The organism is Leisingera sp. ABM4_101 (assembly GCF_056158725.1).
Genome location: NZ_JBSWTV010000002.1, coordinates 1430767 through 1449241, shown reverse-complemented (window position 1 = coordinate 1449241; position 18475 = coordinate 1430767). Strand labels below are relative to the sequence as shown.

At 63.5% G+C, this 18475-nt stretch carries 18 protein-coding genes; 5 read left to right on the top strand and 13 right to left on the bottom strand.

The window, feature by feature from the left end; all coding sequences use genetic code 11:
- Positions 1-60: 60 nt before the first annotated feature.
- The 6 genes from ACXAEK_RS08080 to ACXAEK_RS08055 all read right to left on the bottom strand — a co-directional run bounded on the left by ACXAEK_RS08080 (position 61) and on the right by ACXAEK_RS08055 (position 6006).
- A complete protein-coding gene (locus ACXAEK_RS08080; protein WP_475041051.1) occupies positions 61-363 on the bottom strand; it encodes a 4a-hydroxytetrahydrobiopterin dehydratase in 303 nt (100 codons plus the stop codon).
- Positions 360-1547, bottom strand: a complete 1188-nt coding sequence (locus ACXAEK_RS08075) for a GNAT family N-acetyltransferase (RefSeq protein WP_475041050.1) — start codon at positions 1545-1547, stop codon at positions 360-362. Before ACXAEK_RS08075 ends, ACXAEK_RS08080 begins: the two co-directional genes overlap by 4 nt.
- Positions 1548-1593: 46 nt before the next feature.
- On the bottom strand, positions 1594-2367 hold the full coding sequence (locus tag ACXAEK_RS08070) for a glycerophosphodiester phosphodiesterase family protein (protein WP_475041049.1): 774 nt from the start codon (positions 2365-2367) through the stop codon (positions 1594-1596).
- A complete protein-coding gene (locus ACXAEK_RS08065; RefSeq protein ID WP_475041047.1) occupies positions 2364-2822 on the bottom strand; it encodes a RidA family protein in 459 nt (152 codons plus the stop codon). Before ACXAEK_RS08065 ends, ACXAEK_RS08070 begins: the two co-directional genes overlap by 4 nt.
- Positions 2823-2971: 149 nt before the next feature.
- Positions 2972-4276: an HlyD family type I secretion periplasmic adaptor subunit gene (locus ACXAEK_RS08060; protein ID WP_475041045.1), complete on the bottom strand. Its 1305-nt coding sequence runs from the start codon at positions 4274-4276 to the stop codon at positions 2972-2974.
- On the bottom strand, positions 4273-6006 hold the full coding sequence (locus ACXAEK_RS08055) for a type I secretion system permease/ATPase (RefSeq protein ID WP_475041044.1): 1734 nt from the start codon (positions 6004-6006) through the stop codon (positions 4273-4275). Before ACXAEK_RS08055 ends, ACXAEK_RS08060 begins: the two co-directional genes overlap by 4 nt.
- A gap of 162 nt (positions 6007-6168) precedes the next feature.
- Here ACXAEK_RS08055 and ACXAEK_RS08050 point away from each other — a divergent pair, with 162 nt between their 5' ends.
- Together ACXAEK_RS08050 and ACXAEK_RS08045 are read left to right on the top strand one after the other, a co-directional pair.
- Positions 6169-6930: an MlaA family lipoprotein gene (locus tag ACXAEK_RS08050; RefSeq protein WP_475041042.1), complete on the top strand. Its 762-nt coding sequence runs from the start codon at positions 6169-6171 to the stop codon at positions 6928-6930.
- Between the two features lie 2 nt (positions 6931-6932).
- The gene (locus ACXAEK_RS08045; protein ID WP_475041041.1) at positions 6933-7520 is read left to right on the top strand and encodes an MlaC/ttg2D family ABC transporter substrate-binding protein; all 588 of its coding nucleotides are present in this window, start codon (positions 6933-6935) and stop codon (positions 7518-7520) included.
- A gap of 214 nt (positions 7521-7734) precedes the next feature.
- On the opposite strand, the gene ACXAEK_RS08040 is transcribed toward ACXAEK_RS08045, so the two are convergent.
- Positions 7735-9948 (bottom strand): transglycosylase domain-containing protein, encoded by a 2214-nt coding sequence (locus ACXAEK_RS08040; protein WP_475041040.1) that lies wholly within the window; start codon positions 9946-9948, stop codon positions 7735-7737.
- A gap of 285 nt (positions 9949-10233) precedes the next feature.
- Here ACXAEK_RS08040 and ACXAEK_RS08035 point away from each other — a divergent pair, with 285 nt between their 5' ends.
- Both ACXAEK_RS08035 and ACXAEK_RS08030 read left to right on the top strand, forming a co-directional pair.
- Positions 10234-10572, top strand: a complete 339-nt coding sequence (locus ACXAEK_RS08035) for a P-II family nitrogen regulator (RefSeq protein ID WP_027257453.1) — start codon at positions 10234-10236, stop codon at positions 10570-10572.
- Between the two features lie 26 nt (positions 10573-10598).
- Positions 10599-11933 (top strand): ammonium transporter, encoded by a 1335-nt coding sequence (locus ACXAEK_RS08030; protein WP_475041038.1) that lies wholly within the window; start codon positions 10599-10601, stop codon positions 11931-11933.
- A 146-nt stretch (positions 11934-12079) separates the two neighbouring features.
- On the opposite strand, the gene ACXAEK_RS08025 is transcribed toward ACXAEK_RS08030, so the two are convergent.
- The 3 genes from ACXAEK_RS08025 to sseA form a co-directional block, all read right to left on the bottom strand.
- Positions 12080-12337: a hypothetical protein gene (locus ACXAEK_RS08025; RefSeq protein ID WP_475041037.1), complete on the bottom strand. Its 258-nt coding sequence runs from the start codon at positions 12335-12337 to the stop codon at positions 12080-12082.
- Between the two features lie 331 nt (positions 12338-12668).
- Positions 12669-13853: an amino acid aminotransferase gene (locus ACXAEK_RS08020; RefSeq protein WP_475041035.1), complete on the bottom strand. Its 1185-nt coding sequence runs from the start codon at positions 13851-13853 to the stop codon at positions 12669-12671.
- A 3-nt stretch (positions 13854-13856) separates the two neighbouring features.
- On the bottom strand, positions 13857-14711 hold the full coding sequence (sseA, locus tag ACXAEK_RS08015; protein ID WP_475041034.1) for a 3-mercaptopyruvate sulfurtransferase: 855 nt from the start codon (positions 14709-14711) through the stop codon (positions 13857-13859).
- 365 nt (positions 14712-15076) lie between these two features.
- On the opposite strand from sseA, the gene ACXAEK_RS08010 reads away from it, so the two are divergent.
- A complete protein-coding gene (locus ACXAEK_RS08010; protein WP_475041033.1) occupies positions 15077-16084 on the top strand; it encodes a leucine-rich repeat domain-containing protein in 1008 nt (335 codons plus the stop codon).
- A 298-nt stretch (positions 16085-16382) separates the two neighbouring features.
- On the opposite strand, the gene smpB is transcribed toward ACXAEK_RS08010, so the two are convergent.
- The 3 genes from smpB to ACXAEK_RS07995 all read right to left on the bottom strand — a co-directional run bounded on the left by smpB (position 16383) and on the right by ACXAEK_RS07995 (position 18407).
- Positions 16383-16865 (bottom strand): SsrA-binding protein SmpB, encoded by a 483-nt coding sequence (smpB, locus tag ACXAEK_RS08005; RefSeq protein WP_475041031.1) that lies wholly within the window; start codon positions 16863-16865, stop codon positions 16383-16385.
- 45 nt (positions 16866-16910) lie between these two features.
- Positions 16911-17765, bottom strand: coding sequence for a DMT family transporter (locus tag ACXAEK_RS08000; RefSeq protein ID WP_475041030.1), 855 nt, complete (start codon positions 17763-17765; stop codon positions 16911-16913).
- A gap of 81 nt (positions 17766-17846) precedes the next feature.
- Entirely contained in the window at positions 17847-18407 is a 561-nt protein-coding gene (locus tag ACXAEK_RS07995; protein ID WP_475041029.1) for a helix-turn-helix domain-containing protein, read from the bottom strand.
- Between the last annotated feature and the right edge of the window lie 68 nt (positions 18408-18475).

Sequence of the window (18475 nt, the reverse complement as noted above, 5' to 3'; positions counted from 1 at the left end):
CTCGCAAAATTGCTGCAATGTGCGCCACGCGGGCCGATTGCACGGAGGTCCGGCCGCAGGTCACTCGTACCCGGCCAAACCGTCCATCTTGCGCGCCAGCTTGGCGTCCTGGGCGCTGATCCCATCGACATCATGGGTGGTCAGCACCACCGTCACCCGGTTGTAGACATTGCTCCATTCCGGATGGTGATTCCATTTCTCCGCCCAGATTGCGGCGCGGGTCATCCAGCCGAAGGCATCGGTGAAATTGCCGAACTTAAATGTCTTGGTGATGGCATCGCGCCCCTCCACCATCTGCCAGCCGGTGGCAAACAGCGGCTCCAGCAGCGGGCCGCGGGTGGCTTCGGACAGTTTTTCCGTCATTCTTGCTCCTCCACATGCGCTTTGCGGAACGGGCCATAATCGGTCAGGATTTCGATCTCTTCCTCGGTGGCGGCCCGCTCAGCCTCGAGGTAGCGTTCAACGGCCCCGGCAAACCCGGGATCGCCGATCCAGTGCAAACTGTAAGTCTGGCACGGCATGTAACCACGCGCCAGCTTGTGTTCACCCTGCGCGCCGGCCTCTGCCCGGTCAAGCCCCAGGGCAATCGCCAGCTCGATAGCCTGATAATAGCACAGCTCGAAATGCAGGCAGGGATGGTGTTCGATGCAGCCCCAATAGCGTCCGTAAAGCGTGTCGCGGCCGATGAAATTCAGCGCTCCGGCGACATAGCGCCCGTTGCGTTCCGCCAGAATCAGCGCCATATCGTCCGCCATCGTCCGGTGCGCGATGTCAAAGAACTGCCGCGTCAGATAAGGTGAGCCCCATTTGCGCGCGCCGGTGTCCTGATAGAACTCCCAGAAGGCGTCCCAGTGCTCCGGACGCAGCTCCTCCCCCTGATAGACGCGGATCTCACCGCCAAAACACTGCGCCTGCATCCTCTCCTTGCGGATGTTCTTGCGCTTGCGCGACGACAGCGCCCGCATGAAGGCTTCGAAATCTGCATAATTGTCATTCTGCCAGTGGAACTGCTGGGTAAAGCGGTGCATCAGCCCCATCTCTGCGCCCATCCGCGCCTCGTCCTGGGTGCAGAAGGTCACATGCAGCGACGACAGCCCGTTGTCCGCTGCCAGCTGCACCGCCCCCTGTACCAGGGCTGAATGGCCAATTCCGTCAAAGCCGGGACGCACCAGGAACCGCCGCCCGGTGGCGGGGGTGAAGGGCACCGCGATCTGCAGCTTGGGGTAGTAGTGCCCCCCTGCCCGCTCATAGGCATGGGCCCAGTTGTGATCAAAGATGTATTCACCCTGACTGTGCCCCTTTGCGTAAAGCGGCGCGCAGGCGATCAGCCGGCCGTCCTGCCAGGCCGTCAGATGCTGTGGCTGCCAGCCGGTGCCGGGCCCGACTGAGCCGCTGTCCTCCAGCGCGCTCAGGAACCGGTGCGTGGTAAAGGGATCCAGTGCCCGGCCGCCGTCTGCGGCCTCCGGGCAGGCACAGGCGTCCCAGTCCTCTGCCGTGATCTGCGACAGCGACGGCAGCACCCGGATTTCGATTTGCGCCTGGGTCATGAATTTCCTCCGCACCGCTTCTGATGTGGGGTGCAGACCAGCGCGATCAAGATGTTAGCGGCGAGAGGTATTGTTCAAATGTGACATTGTCGGCAAAGGCCCGCGCCGCTGTTTCCTCGGCCGCGGTGGTCACGGTCCAGCACAGCACCGGCACGCCTTCGTTGCGCAGCGCCTGCACCCGCGGACGCGCCAGATCATAGGCCTCATGGCTGATGAAGCCGGACTGCGTGCGCTCGAAATCCGGGATCGCGCGCAGGTCGTCGCAGACGGCCCTGGGCAGTTCCGGCCATTCCTCTGGTTCATAAGCGCTGGTGGTGATACCGCGCGGCAGTTCCGGCGCCAGCCGGGCCAGTGCGGCAACCGAATTGGGGTTAAAGGACATCAGCGCAACCGGCCCTGCGTATCCCTGCAGAGCCTTTGCCGCAGCTTGCTCCAGGACACCATCCGTGACGCCCATTTCACCGTGCTGATCCTTCAGCTCAATCAGCAGGGGCACCCTGCCCGCCACCAGCTCAAGCACTTCCGGCAGATCCGGAATCCCCTCGCCATCGCCGCCCTTTAGCGGAATTGCACGCAAGTCCTCCCGCGAGCGCGCCCGGACCGGACCGGCGGCTTCTGCCAGCCGGTCCAAGCTGTTGTCATGAAAAACCATGGCGCAGCCGTCGCTGGACAGCTGCAGGTCGATTTCAATCCCGTAACCCGCTGCCAGTGCGGCCCGGATGGCGGCGCGGCTGTTCTCCGGACGTCCGTCGGACACATCATGCAGCGCACGGTGGGCCAAGGGGACAGTCAAAAAGGCGGCAGGCAGGGGCAGTCTCATTTGATCTGGAAAACCCCGTCGATCTCCACCGCGACGCCCAGCGGCAGCGACACGGAGCCCACGGCAGAGCGGGCATGGCGGCCGATATCTCCCAGAGCCTCAACCAGGAAGTCAGAGGCACCATTCACCACCATCGGCTGGCCGGTGAAATCGGGGGCGGAATTCACAAAGGCGCCCAGTTTGACGACGCGGACCAGCCGGTCCAGATCGCCGCCGCAGGCCGCTTTGAGCTGTGCCAGCAGCGCGATGGCGCAACGCTTGGCCGCCGCCTGGCCGGCCTCTACATCCATGTCCGCGCCCAGCTTGCCGGTGATCAGCCCGTTTTCATCCGCCGAAATCTGGCCGGAGATATAGACCATGTCGCCTGCAACGACATAAGGCACATAGTTGGCCGCCGGGGCCGGGGCGTCGGGCAGGGTCACGCCCAGCTCTTTCAGTTTTGCTTCGATGCTCATGGCGTATTCCTTCCGAGTCTTTGCTGGCCCGGACGCTACCCGCAGCAGCAGAATTCGAAAAGAGCAAATGCGAAGCGCCGCCCGCCCTTTCCGTCCCCCGGGACGGATACCGTTTTCATAGCCGGAAACCGTGCAGTTTCCGGCAAGGCTCAGCTTTCGCGGAAGGCTTTGACGAAATAATCCGTAAGCGGCTTGACCAGATAGGCCAGCGGCGAGCGGTCGGCGGTGCGGATATAGCTTTCCACCGGCATCCCCGGGATCAGCACTGTGCCCGCAGGCAGGCGGCCCTGTTCGCCGGGATTGAGCTCAATCTCGGCGCGGTAGTAGGACAATCCGCTGCCCTGATCCTCAAAGGCATCCGCCGAAACCTGGGTCACATGGCCGAACAGCTCTGGTGTCGAGCGCTGGTCCAGCGCCGAAAACCGCAGCGTCACCTCCTGGCCGGTGAACAGCTGGTCGATATCGGTGGGCGCCACCTGCGCGGCAATCACCAAAGGCCGGTCCTGCGGCACCAGATAGAGCACCGGATCGGCCGGCCGGATCACCGAGCGCGGCGTCTGCACCTGCAGGCCGTAGACAATGCCCGAGACCGGCGCGGTGATGTCCAGCCGCGCCAGCCGCCCCTGCAGCGAGCGGCGGGTCTCTGCCTGCTCCAACTCCTGGTAGCGCAGATCGCGCAGCCGGCTGATCGCCTCCTCGCGCTGGCCGGTGGCCAGTTTCAGGATCTCAATGTCGATTTCGGTGATGCGGCCCTCGGATTGCGCTTCCGAGGCCACCAGCTCACCCAGGCGGCCTTGCAGGTCGGCCTGGGTGCGGCGCAGGTTCAGGACCGTCGCCGCCTGCGCCAGGCCGCGGTCCAGCAGCGACTGCTGACTCTCCAGCTCCTCGCCGATGAGCTCCAGCTGCACTGTCATAGACTGCTGCTGCGCCTGGATGCCGCGTATCTGCTCCTGGATCTGGCTGCGGCGCTTCTCCAGCTGGTCGATTTCACGCGCGGTGGTGTCCTTGCGGGCCTCGAACAGGCGGCGCTGGCCCTCCACCAGATCCTTCACATCCGGCATCCGCTCCGCCGCCTCCAGCAGTTCCGGGTCAAAGACAATCTCCGCCGCCCCGTCGCGCTCCGCCTCCAGCCGGCCGCGGCGCGCCATCAGTTCGAACAGCTGGCCCTCGGTGATCACCAGCTGCGAGGTCAGCTCATTGGCATCCAGCCGCAGGAGCGTGTCGCCCTCGGCCACCGTATCGCCCTCATCGACCAGGATCTCGGCGACGATGCCGCCATCCAGATGCTGCACGATCTGGCGGTTGCGGTCGACCTCGATGCGGCCCGTTGCCACCACCGCGCCGGAGATCGACGACAAGACCGACCAGGAGCCGAAGCCGCCAACCAGAATCAGCAGTGCCAGCAACCCGATGATCATCGGCCGCCGGGCGGGCCATTTGCTTTCGATGCTCATCGTACACCTCCTGCGCCGGTTGCCTGGCGGATGTTCTGATGGTTGGCGACCATTTCCTGCAGCACCTTATCCTTGGGGCCAAAGGCGGTCTGGGTGCCCTTGTCGATCACCAGGAGCATGTCGCATTCCTGGATCGCCGCCGGGCGGTGCGCCATGATCAGCACCGAGCGCCCCTCGGCCTTGATCTGCTTGATCGCCTGGTTGAGCGCAATCGAGCCCTCGTTGTCGAGATTGGAGTTCGGCTCGTCCAGGATCACAATCACCGGATTGGCATAAAGCGCCCGCGCCAGCCCGACCCGCTGCATCTGGCCGCCCGACAGCCGCCCGCCGGTGGCAGTAACCTTGGTGTCATAGCCTTCGGGCAGCTTCAGGATCATCTCATGGGCGGCGGCCTTTTTGGCCGCTTCCACCACCTTCTCGGCATCCGGTTCCGGCTGCAGCCGGGCGATATTCTGGGCGATGGTGCCGTCAAACACCTGCACCCGCTGCGGCAGATAGCCGATATGGCCGCCCAGCACATCCGGCGCATACTGATCCAGCGCCGCGCCGTCCAGCCGCACCGAACCCGCCGCCGGCGGCCAGACCCCGGTCAGCGCCCGCGCCAGCGTCGACTTGCCCGACCCCGACGGCCCGATCACCCCGATCGCCTGGCCCGGCTGCACCCGGAAGCTCACATTGCGCAAAAGCGGCGTCTTGCTGCCCGGCGGCACCACCGCCATGCCCTGCACTTCCAGCAAGGCTTTGGGTTTGGGCAGCGCGGTGCGGCTTTCTTCCTCCGGCACCTTGGCCAGCAATTCGGCCAGGCTGTGCCAGCCCTTCATCGCCCGCTGCACCAGCGCCCATTGGCCCAGGCCCAGCTCAATCGGGGCCAGGGCCCGGCCCATCAGGATCGAGCCTGCGATCATCGCCCCCGGCGTCACCTCGCCCTGCAGCACCAGATAGGCGCCCAGGCCCAGCATCGCCGACTGCAAAAACAGCCGCAGCGTCTTGGTCAGCGTGGTGAAGCCGCCGCCGGTGTCATTGGCCGCCACGCTGTCGGTGAGCGCCGCATCGCGGGCCTGCTTCCAGCGGCTGAAAGCAGCGCCGCGCATGCCCATCGACTGGATCATTTCCGCCTCGTTGCGGATCTCCTCGGACATCAGATTGGCCTTGTGGCCGGTCATATTGGCCTGCTGCATCGGCGCTCTGGTGAAGACCTGGTTGAAGACCGCAATCACCACCAGCACCGCGCCGCCCGCCAGCGCCAAAAGCCCCAGCCAGGGGTGGAACAGGGCGATGCCTGCCAAAAACACCGGCGTCCAGGGCAGGTCGAAGGCGGCGGTCAGCACCGGCGAGGAAATCAGCCGCTGTACCAATTCCAGGTCCTGCAGCCCGGTCTGCGCCACCGGATCCTGCGCCACCGCCGAGCGCCGTGTCATCGCATCGAAAACCCGTTTGTCGAGCGCCGCCTGGAACCGCGCGCCCACCCGCGCCATGATCCGGCCGCGGGCATAATCCAACAGCCCCATCATGCCGTAGAGGAAGACAACCAGCAGCGACAGCGCCAGGAGCGTCGCCTCCGACCGGCTGCCCAGCACCCGGTCATAGACCTGCATCATGTAGAGCGGCCCCGTCAGCATCAACAGGTTCACGAAGAAGCTGAAGATCCCGGTGAACCAGTATAGCCCCCGGCTCTGCCGCCGTACGGCCAGAAGCTCGTCATAGCCGTTCTTATAAATGCTTTTATTCATGATCAGACTGCAATAGTAGTTCGCGGGATCTTGGTAGTGCCTGCCGTTGTATCAGAACAGACACAAGCTGGTGAAAAAATGTAATCGTACTGGAAACGGGCCGGGGAATCATTATTTGCCTCACGATCCGACGTTTTCAGCATAAATTGGACACTTAACCGAATGCCCTACATGTTGCGACCGCATAAATTTCTCATTGCGCTGGTTTTGGCCGTTTTTACGGCAGGCTGCGCAAGCCAGGATCCGGTTGCCCGTGCTGCCGGGGAAGTATTCGATCCTTATGAAAACACCAACCGGTCGATTCACAGCTTTAACCGAGGCGTCGACCGGCTGGCATTCCGGCCTGCTTCCAAGGGCTATGTGGCGATCGTGCCAGCCCCGATGGTGACCAGCTTCTCGCATTTCGCTGAGAACCTGTCGATGCCGGGGCAAATGGTCAACGCACTGCTGCAGGGCGATCTGAAACTGGCAGGCAATGCGTTTTCGCGCTTTGTGATCAACTCGACCGTCGGCTTTGCCGGCCTGGCCGATCCGGCCAGCGAATTCAATGTGCCCGCGGTGGACACTGATTTCGGCGAAACCCTGCACACCTGGGGCGTTGGCGAAGGCGCCTATGTGGAACTGCCTTTCTTTGGCCCCTCCACCACCCGGGACGCGGTCGGCATCGGCGTTGATTTCTTCACCAATCCGCTGGGCTATTCCAAGCAGAATACTGCCGAGAACATCAGCATCTATGCCGAGATCGTGCGCCGCCTGGGCGATCGTGGCAACTATTCCGATACGATCGATTCGATTCTGTATGAGAGCGCCGACAGCTATGCGCAATCACGCCTGATCTATCTGCAGAACCGCCGGTTCCAGCTGGGCGACGGCGCTGAAATCCAGGAAATCGACCCGTTCGACCTGAACACTGAGGGATTTTGATGATGGACCGACGCTACTTTCTGATGGGCACGGGCGCCGTTCTGGCTGCTGCCCCGCAAGCGCTCTGGGCACTGACCGAGAACAGCGCCAGCAAACTGATCAACAGCCTGGTTGGCGACATCAACCGGGTGATCGACTCCGGCAAGGGCGAGAACGCCATGTTCCGCGAGTTCGAGCGGATCTTCCAGCGCTACAGCGATACATCATATATCGCGGCATACGCCCTGGGCGTGGACGGGCGCCGGGCCTCCCCTGCCCAGAAGAAAGCGTTCTCCAAGGCCTTCCAGGGCTATATCTCGCGCAAATACGGCAAACGCTTCCGCGAATTCATCGGTGGCAAGCTGGAGGTCAAAGGCGTCAAGAAGGTGAAGAAATGGTACGAGGTGAGCACCATTGCCTACCTCAAGGGCCAGTCGCCGTTTGAGGTGACTTTCCTGGTGTCGGACCGCTCAGGCAAGGATCTGTTCTTTAACATGTTCATTGAAGGCGTGAACCTGCTGCTGACCGAACGCACCGAGATCGGCGCAATTCTGGACAGCAAGAAGGGCGATATCGACGCGCTGATCGACGAATTGAAGCGGCTGAGCTGAGCTGTCTCAGACACTGAAGCAAATTGAGGCTCCCGTCGCGGGGGCCTTTTTCTTTGCCCGGCAAAGCCCGTGCTGCTGATCAGCGGCCCTCCCGCCCGGCGCGGCAGCATCAAAGATGCCGCGCTCCGGTTGGGCCAGGCGCCCTGCCCGGCGGGCAGGGCGCGCGTCGCACCTTCAGGTGCGGTGCCGGGTGGGAGCACCCCGCCCGAGGCGGTCAATTGCCCAGGATATCCCGCAGGATATTGTCCACCGCGCGGCCTAGCTCCTGGCCCAGGTTCGGCCCCTGGCGGCGGCGGCGCTCCCGGCGCGTTTCTTGGGGCGGTGGGGCGATCGGTGCGGGTTCCAGCATCGGCAGCGGCTTCGGCGCCAGCCCATCATGCACGCGCACCATCGTCTCGCGCCAGATTTCGGCGGGCAGCCCGCCGCCGGTCACACCGGACAAGGGCGTATTGTCGTCATACCCCATCCAGACGCCGGCCACATAATCCGCAGTAAAGCCGATGAACCAGGCGTCCTTGGCGGCTGACGTGGTGCCGGACTTGCCTGCCGCCTGCCAGCCCGGGATCTGCGCCCGCTGGCCGGTGCCGCCGGCAATCACCTTTTCCATCATCCAGACCAGCTGCTGTGCGGCCTCCGTCCGGATCACCCGCTCGCCGATGCCGCCGCTGGCGCCCATCAGCGCCTCATTATCCTCGACCAGTTTCAGCTCTGTCACCCCGTAAGGCGTCACCGAGGAACCGCCGTTCAGGATGCCTGCATAGGCTCCGGTCATTTCCAGCAGGGTGCTTTCAGACGCCCCCAGCGCCAGCGCCGGACCTGCGGCCAGGTCGCTGTCGATGCCGAAATCCTTGGCCACAATGCTCACCTTGTCGCGGCCCACCGCCTCGGACACTTTCACAGCCGGCACGTTCAGTGAATCCCGCAGCGCCCGGGCCAGCGTTACCTCGCCGTAAAACTTGTGGGTGTAGTTCTTGGGGCACCACTGGCCGGAGCCAGGAATGTTCAGGCAGTATTTTGCGTCCAGCACCCGGTCGTAAGGCGAGTACCCCAGCTCAAGCGCTGTGGCGTAGACAAACGGCTTAAACGCCGAACCGGTTTGCCGTTTGGCCTGTGTCGCACGGTTGAACACGCCCGACACCCGGGTCTTGCGCCCGCCCACCATGGCGCGCACGGCGCCGTCGGCGCTCATCACCACAATGGCAGCCTGTGCCTTGGAGCCCGGGCGGACCTTGTTCTCGAACACATATTTCAACGCTTCCTCGGCCGCGCCTTGCAAGCGCTGGTCCAAAGTCGAGCGGATAACAACGTCCTCAGTAGTCTGGTCGCCCAGGAAATCCGGGATCGTGTCCATCACCCAGTCTGCGAAGTACCCCCCGGCCCGCGCCGCCGCGGCTTCGCTGAGGACCGCGGGATTGTCCTGATTGCTCTGCATCTCCGCCGTGGTCAGGTAGCCCTGCTCCTGCATCAGCCGCAGCACGGTGGCGGCCCGGTCCTGCGAACGCTGCAGGTTGTTGGTCGGCGCCAGCGTGGACGGCGCCGTCAAGAGGCCCGCCAGCATTGCTCCCTCAGCGGGGTTCAACTGATTGGCGGACTTGCCAAAGTACCGCTGTGCCGCAGCCTCAGCCCCATAGGCGCCGCCGCCCATATAGGCGCGGTTCATGTAGATCGAGAGGATCTCATCCTTAGTGTACTTGGCTTCCATCGCCAGGGCAAAGATCGCCTCGGTGCCCTTGCGCCACAGCGAACCTTTGCGGCAGTCGGCCTCATAGGCGCTTTCGCTTTTCCACTCCGCAGGGTCATAAACCCGCCCCAGGCACAGCAATTTTGCGGTCTGCTGGGTAATGGTAGAGCCGCCATGGCCCGACAACGGCCCGCGCCCTTCACGCAGATTGATGCGGATGGCACTGGCAACACCGCGCGGCGAGATGCCGAAATGGCGGTAGAAGCGTTTATCCTCGGTCGCCACGATCGCGTTCTTCAAATGCGGTGAGACCGTGTCCGCAGTCACCACGCCGCCGAACTGGTCACCGCGCCAGGCAAAGACCTCGCCCTCGCGGTCCAGAATGGTGACGGAGCCGCGGGCGCGCCCGTCCAGATAGGCCGCGACATCCGGCAGCTTGGCATATTGAAAACCCACCGCCAGGCCGACCAGCCCGCAGACCACCATGCCGACCCGCCAGGTAAAGCCCCAGACCAGCCGGAAGGCGAAGGCAAAGGGTGCCAGCAGCCAGCCGATGAGCCCGCGTTTCTTGGGTGCGGGCTTCGCGCGCGTTTTCTTGCGCCCAAACAGCCGGCCCAGCAGCCCAGGTTTCTTTGCCTTTCGCACGGCTTTCTTGCGCGCAGGTTTCTTGGCGGCCGGTTTGCCCTTGCCGCCCGCAGAATAGCGCTTTTCTGCCACCAGAGGCTTGCGCCCGGATCCTTGTGCCATCGTCTGTTCCTGCCCGGTTTGCCCGTTGTCCGGCGACAATACCCTGCCTGCGCCGGATTGTAGAGGGGGCAGAATCCGGACCTTTCCCCCTTTGCCAGATGGCCGGTTTTTAAGCGATGCGTGCAAAAGGCGCAAAATTATTGTGCGACCGCAGAAAGACGCGCGGAAACTTGCTGGCCTTGGCTTTGCACAACTCGGGAGCGTGGTTTTGCTGCAGGTGCACAATGCATCGGCCCAGACATGATGCACCGGGCCGGGGCAGCGCGAAACCAAAGGGATGCAGAGATGAAAATGATCATAGCCGCCATCAAGCCCTTCAAGCTGGACGAGGTCCGCGAGGCGCTGACCGGTCTTGGCGTGAGCGGGCTGATGGTCACCGAAATCAAGGGCTTTGGTGCCCAGGCAGGCCACACCGAGATTTACCGCGGCGCCGAGTACGAAGTGAATTTCGTGCCAAAGCTGAAGCTGGAGCTGGTGGTGCCCGCCGATCAGGCCGAACAGGCCGTCAGCGCGATTTCCGAGACCGCCCGCACCGGCAAGATCGGTGACGGCAAGATTTTTGTTCTGGACGTGGAACAGGCCCTGCGGGTGCGCACCGGCGAAACCAATCTCGAGGCGCTGTGAGCGCGCCCGGCATGGAGGAAAGACCAATGAAGACCCTGAAACTCCCCCTTGCGGCCCTGGCGCTGAGCGCGCTGCCGGGCCTTGCGCTGGCCCAGGACGGCCCGGCCCCGGGCGTGAACCCCGCAACCGACACTGTGTTCATCCTGAACTCGCTGCTGTTCCTGATCGGCGGCTGCCTGGTGTTCTGGATGGCGGCGGGCTTTGCCATGCTCGAGGCCGGGCTGGTGCGCTCCAAAAACGTCACCATGCAGCTGACCAAGAACATGGCGCTGTTCTCGCTGGCTGCCGTGTTTTACTGGCTGATCGGCTACAACCTGATGTATCCGCTGGGCAATTGGGCGGTCGACGGCGTGCTGTCCGGCGTCTTTGGACCCGGCGTGCTTGAGGCCGTTGGAGTTACCGCGGAAGGTGCCGATGACTATTCCTATGCGTCCACCGGCTCGGACTTCTTCTTTCAGCTGATGTTCTGCGCTGCCACCGCCTCCATCGTGTCGGGCGCCCTGGCAGAGCGTATCAAGCTGTGGCCCTTCCTGATCTTCACCATCGTGCTGACCTCGGTTATCTACCCGTTCCAGGCCAGCTGGAAATGGGGCGGCGGCTTTCTGGAGGAGATGGGATTCCTGGATTTCGCAGGCTCCACCGTGGTGCATTCCGTGGGCGGCTGGGCGGCACTGACCGGCGCGCTGATCCTGGGCCCGCGCATCGGCAAGTACAAGGACGGCAAGACCATCCCGATGCCCGGCTCCAACCTGGCGCTGGCAACACTCGGCACCTTCATCCTGTGGATGGGCTGGTTCGGCTTCAACGGCGGCTCGCAGCTGGCGATGGGCTCGGTGGGGGATGTGGCGGATATCTCGCGCATCTTTGCCAACACCAATGCGGCTGCCGCAGGCGGCGCGGTGGCGGCGCTGGTGCTGACCCAGCTGCTGTTCAGGAAGCCGGACCTGACCATGATCCTGAATGGCGCGCTGGCCGGCCTGGTGGCGATCACCGCCGAGCCGCTGACCCCGGGCCTGGGCCTGGCCACCCTGATCGGTGCCATCGGCGGCGTGATCGTGGTCTTCACCGTGCCGCTGCTGGATAAGCTTCAGATCGACGATGTGGTCGGCGCCATCCCGGTGCACCTGTTCTGCGGCATCTGGGGCACCGTGGCCGTGGTGCTGTCGAACCCCGAAGCCAGCCTGCTGACCCAGCTGACCGGCATTGCCGTGGTGGGAGTTTTCACTGTCGCAGCCTCCGCCGTGGTCTGGATCATTCTGCGCACCACAACCGGCATCCGGGTGGAGGAAGAGGATGAGGTCAACGGCCTGGACATGGCGGAACTGGGCATGGAGGCCTACCCGGAGTTCTCCCCGAGCTAAATGCGGTCCCGGAAAAAAAAGCGCGGCGCCTGTTTCCGGCGCCGCGTTTGCGTTTGCGGCGGAGGGCTCCCGCCAGTTGCAGGATCATCAGGAGATGATCCCTGCCTGTTGGGCCGGGCGCCGCTGGCGCGGCGCGGGTTCCGGCTTCAGCCCTGCGGGACCACAATAACCTTGGGCGCCTTCTGGTCGCGGTAGTCGCGGCGGTCCTCAGCGCGGTCCAGGTGGTCCTCCACCACGTCCCACACACCGGTGTCCACGGCCTCGTCGCGGCGGTTCTCACGACGGTCGGCGCGGTTTTCCACCCGGTCGATAACCTCCCCATTGGCAGCAAAGGCGGGGGCAGCCATCGGCAGGGCAACGGCGGCGGACAGGATCACCGCGAGAGCGGATTTTACGAGGGTCATTTCAGGTCTCCTAGACTGTGTTTCAATGTGACTTCCGCAAGCACAAACGCGGGTCCCCGCCCCTTCCGTCGCCTGGCTTTACATGACCTAGCGTCAAGCGTCCGCCTGCACCGCGCCAGCGGTGCCACGCCCAAGCCTGCAAGGGCCTTGGCACAGCCAAGGCACGCGGCTAGGCGCGGGAGCCCTGCCCCGCAGAAACGCAGATCGCTGGATTTTGCGGGCAAAAGTTCTCTGCAAACGTTGCCTAAGACTTTTCAGAAAAATCTTAGAGGCCCCAAGAAAAAACGCGCCCATTAAAAGGCGCGTTCCTGAATTTCCAAGTGCCTAAGACTTAGACGCCGGCGTCAACAATCGCCTTGGCCAGCACCGGCACAGTCTGGGCATTGAGGCCTGCAATGTTCAGGCGGCTGTCGCCGACCATGTAGATGCCATTGTCCACCCGCATCTTCTCGACCAGCTCCGGCGTGGTACCCAGGAGCGAGAACATGCCGCGGTGCTGGGCGATGAAGCTGAACCGGTCGGAGCCGGTGAGCCGCTGCAGCTCGTCCGCCAGCTGCTGGCGCAGGCCCAGCATGCCGAGGCGGGTTTCCTCCAGCTCGGCCGCCCAATCGGCGCGCAGGGCATCATCGTTCAGGATCATAGTCACCAGACGCGCACCGTGGTCCGGCGGGAAGGAATAGTTCTGCCGGTTCAGGAACGCGAGTGTGCCCTGGTTCAGTGCTTGCGCACCGGCATCGTTGGAGACCGCCATCAGCAGGCCGGTGCGCTCGCGGTAGATGCCGAAGTTCTTGGAGCAGCTGGCGGCAATCAGCGTCTCGGGGCAGCTGGAAGCCACCAGGCGCACGCCCAGCGCATCCTCTTCCAGACCGTCGCCAAAGCCCTGGTAGGCAATGTCGATCATCGGGATCAGCCCGCGCTCGTTCAGCAGGGCAATGACCTCTTTCCACTGCACCTCGTTGAGGTTAGCACCGGTCGGGTTGTGGCAGCAGCCGTGCAGCAGCACCACGTCGCCTTTGCTCGCCCCCTTCAGATCTTCCATCATAGCGTCGAAGTTCACACCGCGGGTCTCACGGTCGAAGTAGCGGTAGACCACGGTTTCAATGCCGACGTATTTCAGGATCGACATGTGGTTCGGCCAGGTCGGGTCCGACACGAAGACACGCGCCGAAGGATTGGCCATCTTGATCAGCTCAAACGCCTGGCGCACGGCGCCGGTGCCGCCGGGGGTGGCCGCAGCGGCGATATTGCCGCGGGCAACCGCATCGCCCAGGATCAGCTTGATCATTGCATCGCCATAGGCCGGATCGCCTGCCAGGCCGACATAGGCCTTGCTGGTCTGCTCTTCCCACAGCTTGTGCTCAGCCGCCTTGATGGCGCGCATCACCGGGGTGACGCCCTCGGCGTTCTTGTAGACGCCGACACCAAGGTCGATCTTGTCCGCGCGCGGGTCGTCGCGGAACATCTGCATCAGCGCCAGGATCTTGTCGGCGGGCTGGGGTTTCAGGGTCTCGAACATTGCTCAGTTCTCTCCGGTAGCAACGGGAAGGGTCGGGAAGGCACCCCATTCCACCCAGGACCCGTCATAAAGCGAATGGTCGGTCTTGCCGGCCCGCTCCATGGCGAGGCTGAGGATGGCGGCGGTGACACCCGATCCGCAGGAAGTAATCGCAGGTTTGTTCAGGTCAACGCCGGCGGCCTCGAAGGCGGCACGGATACCCGCGGCATCCTTCATGGTGCCGTCAGCGTTCAGCACCTGGCCAAAGGGCACATTCTTGGAGCCAGGGATATGCCCTGCCCGCAGGCCCTCGCGCGGCTCCGGCGCATCGCCGCGGTAGCGCTCGGCAGAACGGGCATCGATGATTTCATGATCGCCCAGCTTGGCCGCAGCGGAGACCTGGGTTACGTCGCGCACCATGTGGTTCTGGACCCGCACGGTCATGTGGCGGTCGCGGATCACCGGCGGCAAATCCTCCACCGGATGGCCTTCGGTCTGCCATTTCGGGAATCCCCCATCCAGCACCGCAACATTGGTCTGCCCCATCAGCCGGAACAGCCACCAGACACGGGCAGCGGAAAACAGCCCGGCACCATCATAAACCACCACCTGGTGGCCGTCGCCCACGCCCATGGCGCGCAGCTTGGACATGAACTTCTCGACCGGCGGCACCATATGCGGCAGGTCGGAACGGTTGTCGGAAATCTCGTCGATGTCAAAGAAACGGGCGCCGGGAATATGGGCGGCCTCATACTCCGCCTTGGCATCGCGCCCCTGCTGCGGCAGATACCAGGAGGCGTCCAGCACCCGCAGATCAGGGTTCTTCAGATGGGCAGCCAGCCAGCCGGTGGAAACCAGCGTCTTCGGATCATCCTGCATCAAAGCACCTCCCTATCTGCGCATGGGCCATGGGTACATCCGGCAGCACAGCGGTGCAAGCTATCCCCTGCCTCTACCTGCGGTTACAAAATTCTTGCGGGCCTTTAACGGAGCGGTAATAACATGGACCCCTGTTTCAGCACTTCCTTGCAAAGGTTTATTGCATGCCCGGTTTCCGCCGCCTCCTTGCGTCCTTCCTGATTGCCTGCGCAGGCGCTGTGCCTCAAGCAGCCCAGGCTGATTGTGTTGAAATCGGAGGGACATGCATCAAAAGCAATGACTTAGAGGCCAAAGTCCGGATCGGAGAACATACCCCCGATCTGCAAGCCCTGTCACAGTTCACACAGCTGCAGGAACTGACGCTGATGGCTGACTTGCACTACGAGACGCCGCTTGACCTGGCCCCGCTTGCGGCCTTGCCCGGTCTGGAGCGGCTTGCCCTGGTCAGCGTAACCGCTCCCAGCCTGGCCCCCCTGGCCCGGCTTCCGGGCCTGAAGCGGCTGAGTCTTGATTCTGTCAGCGCACCGGATTTCACCCCGCTGGCCAGGCTGACCGGTTTGGAACACCTGTCGGTTTGGGGGATCGAAGAGGTCTCAGACCTGTCATTCCTGCGCGGCCTGACCCGGCTGCAAAGCCTGAATATCGCGGACTCAGGCGTCACTGACCTGGCACCGCTGGAAGAGCTTGAGCAGTTGGAGATTTTCCTGGCCTTCAACACTGAAGTCACCGATCTCAGCCCTTTGGCAGCCGCAAACCTGCGGGTTGCCTGGATTTCCAATTGCCCTGTCGAAAGCGTTGCTGCCCTGGCGGCATCGGACCGGCTGGAGATGCTGCGCGCAGACGGCACCCGGCTGCAAAGCCTGGATGGGCTGCAGAACAAGCCGCAGCTCCACACCCTAATCCTGTCAGACACCCAGATTACGGATCTGACCCCAATTTCTGACGCCATCAGCCTCACGGAGCTGGAGCTGGACGGCACCAGGGTCAGCGACATCGCGCCGCTTTCGGGGCTGCAAGCTTTGCGAAAGCTGTCATTGAAAGGCACCTCTGTCGCCAGCATTGACCCGCTGGCGGGCAAGAACCTGCGAGAGCTGTCTGTAACCAATACCTCCGTAGCCAGCCTCGCGGCGGTCCGGGATATGCAAGAGCTTTGGGAGTTCAGCATCTCAGGCACTGGCATCACTGACCTCAGCCCGCTTAAAGGTCTGAAAAATCTGTCCATTTTGCGGGTCATTGGCCTGCCCGCTGAAGCTTTGCCGCCGCTGCTGGAGGTGGAGAACCTGCGGATCGTCTTTGCCGGGCCCGATCTTGGCTCTCACAAGCGGCTGCTAGGCAAGGAGAACATCGCGGCATATATCAGCGGTTCGCGCTGACCGGGCAGGTTCAACCGGATCTCAGGTGCGGCGGTTATGACGCCTTGCCCGGCTGATCTTTTGCTACCACCTTCCGGCGCGGCTCTCTTCTGCTGACGGCTGGACCGGCTGGCGATCCATGCACGCCTGACGGCTCTTGGCCGTTGCGCCAGCCTTCGAAACAGGTTCCTTCAGTAAGCCATACAAGCGCCGAGCGCATTCAATCCGGCGGACAGGCCGGTCAAGCCCGCTTCTTTCTGGCTGCAAATACTCCGGGTGAATTGGCCGTCAGGCCAAGAGGGCAGCGCCCTCCCAGCGCTTAACGCGCGTCTTTCAGCAGCCGCTGCTTCTGGCGGCCCCAGTCGCGCTTGGCCTGGGTTTCGCGCTTGTCGTGCAGCTTCTTGCCCTTGGCGATGCCCAGCTTGATCTTGGCCCGGCCGCGGTGGTTGAAGTAGATCACCAGCGGCACCAGGGTCATGCCCTTGCGCTGGGTGAGGTTCCACAGATCCGCCAGTTCCTTCTTGGATACCATCAGCTTGCGGCGGCGGCGTTCTTCATGCTTGAACACCTTGGCCTGCTCATAGGGCGGGATGTAGGAGTTCACCAGCCACAGTTCACCGTTCTCTACCGCGGCGTAGCTATCGGCGATATTGGTGCCATTGCCGCGCAACGCCTTGACCTCGGACCCTTCCAGCACGATGCCGCATTCGATATCACTTTCGATCGCGTAATCGAATCGCGCCCGCCGGTTCTCGGCGATCACCTTGTAATTCGGGTCTGATGTCTGCTTCTTCTTGGCCATGGGCGGCAGATGTAAGGCCGCACGCCGGCGGGCGCAAGATGGCGCTTACGCCTTGCGGCTGCGCAGCAGCGTGAAAACACCACTGCCGACGATCACCGCGCTGCCAATCAGGGTCAGCGCGTCGGGGCGTTCACCGAACACCAGCACCCCCAGAACCATGGCAAAGACCAGACGCGTGTAACGGAACGGCGCAACGACGGAGATTTCCCCCGCCCGCATCGCCCCCGACAAAGCGTTATAGGCAATCACCCCGATTACCGTCGCCGCACCGATGTCCAGCCAGTTGCGAGGCGCGGGCCAGACCGCACCGCCGGTCCAGCCCAGCGCAATCGCCCCGGCCGCCACCAGCATGGCAAAACCCAGGAACCCCAGCTGATTGTTGCTCATGTCTTTGGGCGCAGCACGGGTAGCCAGATCACGGCCGGCAAACCCCAAAGTGCCAGCCACCGCAAACAGCGAGGCCGGTTCAAAACCGCTCAAGCCAGGCCGCAGGATCAAGAGCACCCCGGCAAAGCCCAGCCCGATGGCCAGCCAGCGCCGCCAGCCGACGGTCTCGCCAAAGAACACCACTGCACCGGCAGCCACTACCAGCGGCGTCGCCTGCAGGATGGCGGAGGCCGAGGACAAAGGCGTCAGCGCAATCGCCAGCGTGAAGCACAAGCGCCCGACCACTTCCGCCACGGAGCGCAGCAGCATCGGGCGCGTGCCAAAGCCCGGGTGCCAGGGGGGGTGACCTTGCGCACGCGCCAGGCCTGCAAAGATAACCATACCGCCGAGGCCGAACAGGATCAGGATCTGCCCCACCGGCAGGCTGACGGCGGCGGATTTGATGAACATGTCCTCCAGCGCAAAGGTGGCCATGGCCAGCACCATCAGGAGGCTTCCGCGCAGCGTGTCCATTCCGGTGCTCCTCAAATCCCTAAAACTCAATGACTTGCGCCATTGGTAGGGGGGCAAAGGAAAATGCACAAGTGAAGCACTTCAGTCCCGCTGCGTCAGTACAGCCTGCCGGTAGTGATGCATGTTGAGAAACGCCGCGCCGGTCTCTTGGCTGCGGTAGCCATGCGGCTGGTCGGCGGCGAACCGCAGCCCTTGGCCGGGCTCCAGCGCCACCCACTCACCATTCCGCAGCACCTCCATGGATCCGTGCAGCACATAGACTTCCTCGGTCACCCCGGTGTCATGCGGCTGCGACTGATGGCTTTGGCCGGGCTGCAGCGTCACCTGAAAGGTCTCCGCCCCCAACAGCGGATCAAACGGAAACACGATCTTGACCCCGATGCTGCCCGGGAACTGCACTGTCTCGTAAACACCGGTCGCTTCGCTCACCGGCCGCGCCGCCTCGCCCAGCAGCGCGGTCAGCGGCAGGTGGAACCCCTTGGCGATCTTCCACAGCGTGGCAATGGTCGGGCTCGATTCGCCGCGCTCGATCTGCCCCAGCATCGCCTTGCTGACCCCGGTCGCCTCGGCCGCCTTGGACAGGCTAAGCCCCGCTGCCGCGCGGATTTCCCGCAGGTTCAGGGTGATGCCGTCATCGCTCATTCTATCCGCCCGTCAAAAAAGCCTTGTGCGTTATAACGCACGGGATGTATTGTGCGCTATAACGCACG

Excerpts from the sequence above, each read along its gene's own strand:
- ACXAEK_RS08080 (WP_475041051.1), bottom strand. The coding sequence starts at position 363 with ATGACGGAAAAACTGTCCGAAGCCACCCGCGGCCCGCTGCTGGAGCCG.
- ACXAEK_RS08075 (WP_475041050.1), bottom strand. The coding sequence starts at position 1,547 with ATGACCCAGGCGCAAATCGAAATCCGGGTGCTGCCGTCGCTGTCGCAG.
- ACXAEK_RS08070 (WP_475041049.1), bottom strand. The coding sequence starts at position 2,367 with ATGAGACTGCCCCTGCCTGCCGCCTTTTTGACTGTCCCCTTGGCCCAC.
- ACXAEK_RS08065 (WP_475041047.1), bottom strand. The coding sequence starts at position 2,822 with ATGAGCATCGAAGCAAAACTGAAAGAGCTGGGCGTGACCCTGCCCGAC.
- ACXAEK_RS08060 (WP_475041045.1), bottom strand. The coding sequence starts at position 4,276 with ATGAGCATCGAAAGCAAATGGCCCGCCCGGCGGCCGATGATCATCGGG.
- ACXAEK_RS08055 (WP_475041044.1), bottom strand. The coding sequence starts at position 6,006 with ATGAATAAAAGCATTTATAAGAACGGCTATGACGAGCTTCTGGCCGTA.
- ACXAEK_RS08050 (WP_475041042.1), top strand. The coding sequence starts at position 6,169 with ATGCCCTACATGTTGCGACCGCATAAATTTCTCATTGCGCTGGTTTTG.
- ACXAEK_RS08045 (WP_475041041.1), top strand. The coding sequence starts at position 6,933 with ATGGACCGACGCTACTTTCTGATGGGCACGGGCGCCGTTCTGGCTGCT.
- ACXAEK_RS08040 (WP_475041040.1), bottom strand. The coding sequence starts at position 9,948 with ATGGCACAAGGATCCGGGCGCAAGCCTCTGGTGGCAGAAAAGCGCTAT.
- ACXAEK_RS08035 (WP_027257453.1), top strand. The coding sequence starts at position 10,234 with ATGAAAATGATCATAGCCGCCATCAAGCCCTTCAAGCTGGACGAGGTC.
- ACXAEK_RS08030 (WP_475041038.1), top strand. The coding sequence starts at position 10,599 with ATGAAGACCCTGAAACTCCCCCTTGCGGCCCTGGCGCTGAGCGCGCTG.
- ACXAEK_RS08025 (WP_475041037.1), bottom strand. The coding sequence starts at position 12,337 with ATGACCCTCGTAAAATCCGCTCTCGCGGTGATCCTGTCCGCCGCCGTT.
- ACXAEK_RS08020 (WP_475041035.1), bottom strand. The coding sequence starts at position 13,853 with ATGTTCGAGACCCTGAAACCCCAGCCCGCCGACAAGATCCTGGCGCTG.
- sseA (WP_475041034.1), bottom strand. The coding sequence starts at position 14,711 with ATGCAGGATGATCCGAAGACGCTGGTTTCCACCGGCTGGCTGGCTGCC.
- ACXAEK_RS08010 (WP_475041033.1), top strand. The coding sequence starts at position 15,077 with ATGGCTGACTTGCACTACGAGACGCCGCTTGACCTGGCCCCGCTTGCG.
- smpB (WP_475041031.1), bottom strand. The coding sequence starts at position 16,865 with ATGGCCAAGAAGAAGCAGACATCAGACCCGAATTACAAGGTGATCGCC.
- ACXAEK_RS08000 (WP_475041030.1), bottom strand. The coding sequence starts at position 17,765 with ATGGACACGCTGCGCGGAAGCCTCCTGATGGTGCTGGCCATGGCCACC.
- ACXAEK_RS07995 (WP_475041029.1), bottom strand. The coding sequence starts at position 18,407 with ATGAGCGATGACGGCATCACCCTGAACCTGCGGGAAATCCGCGCGGCA.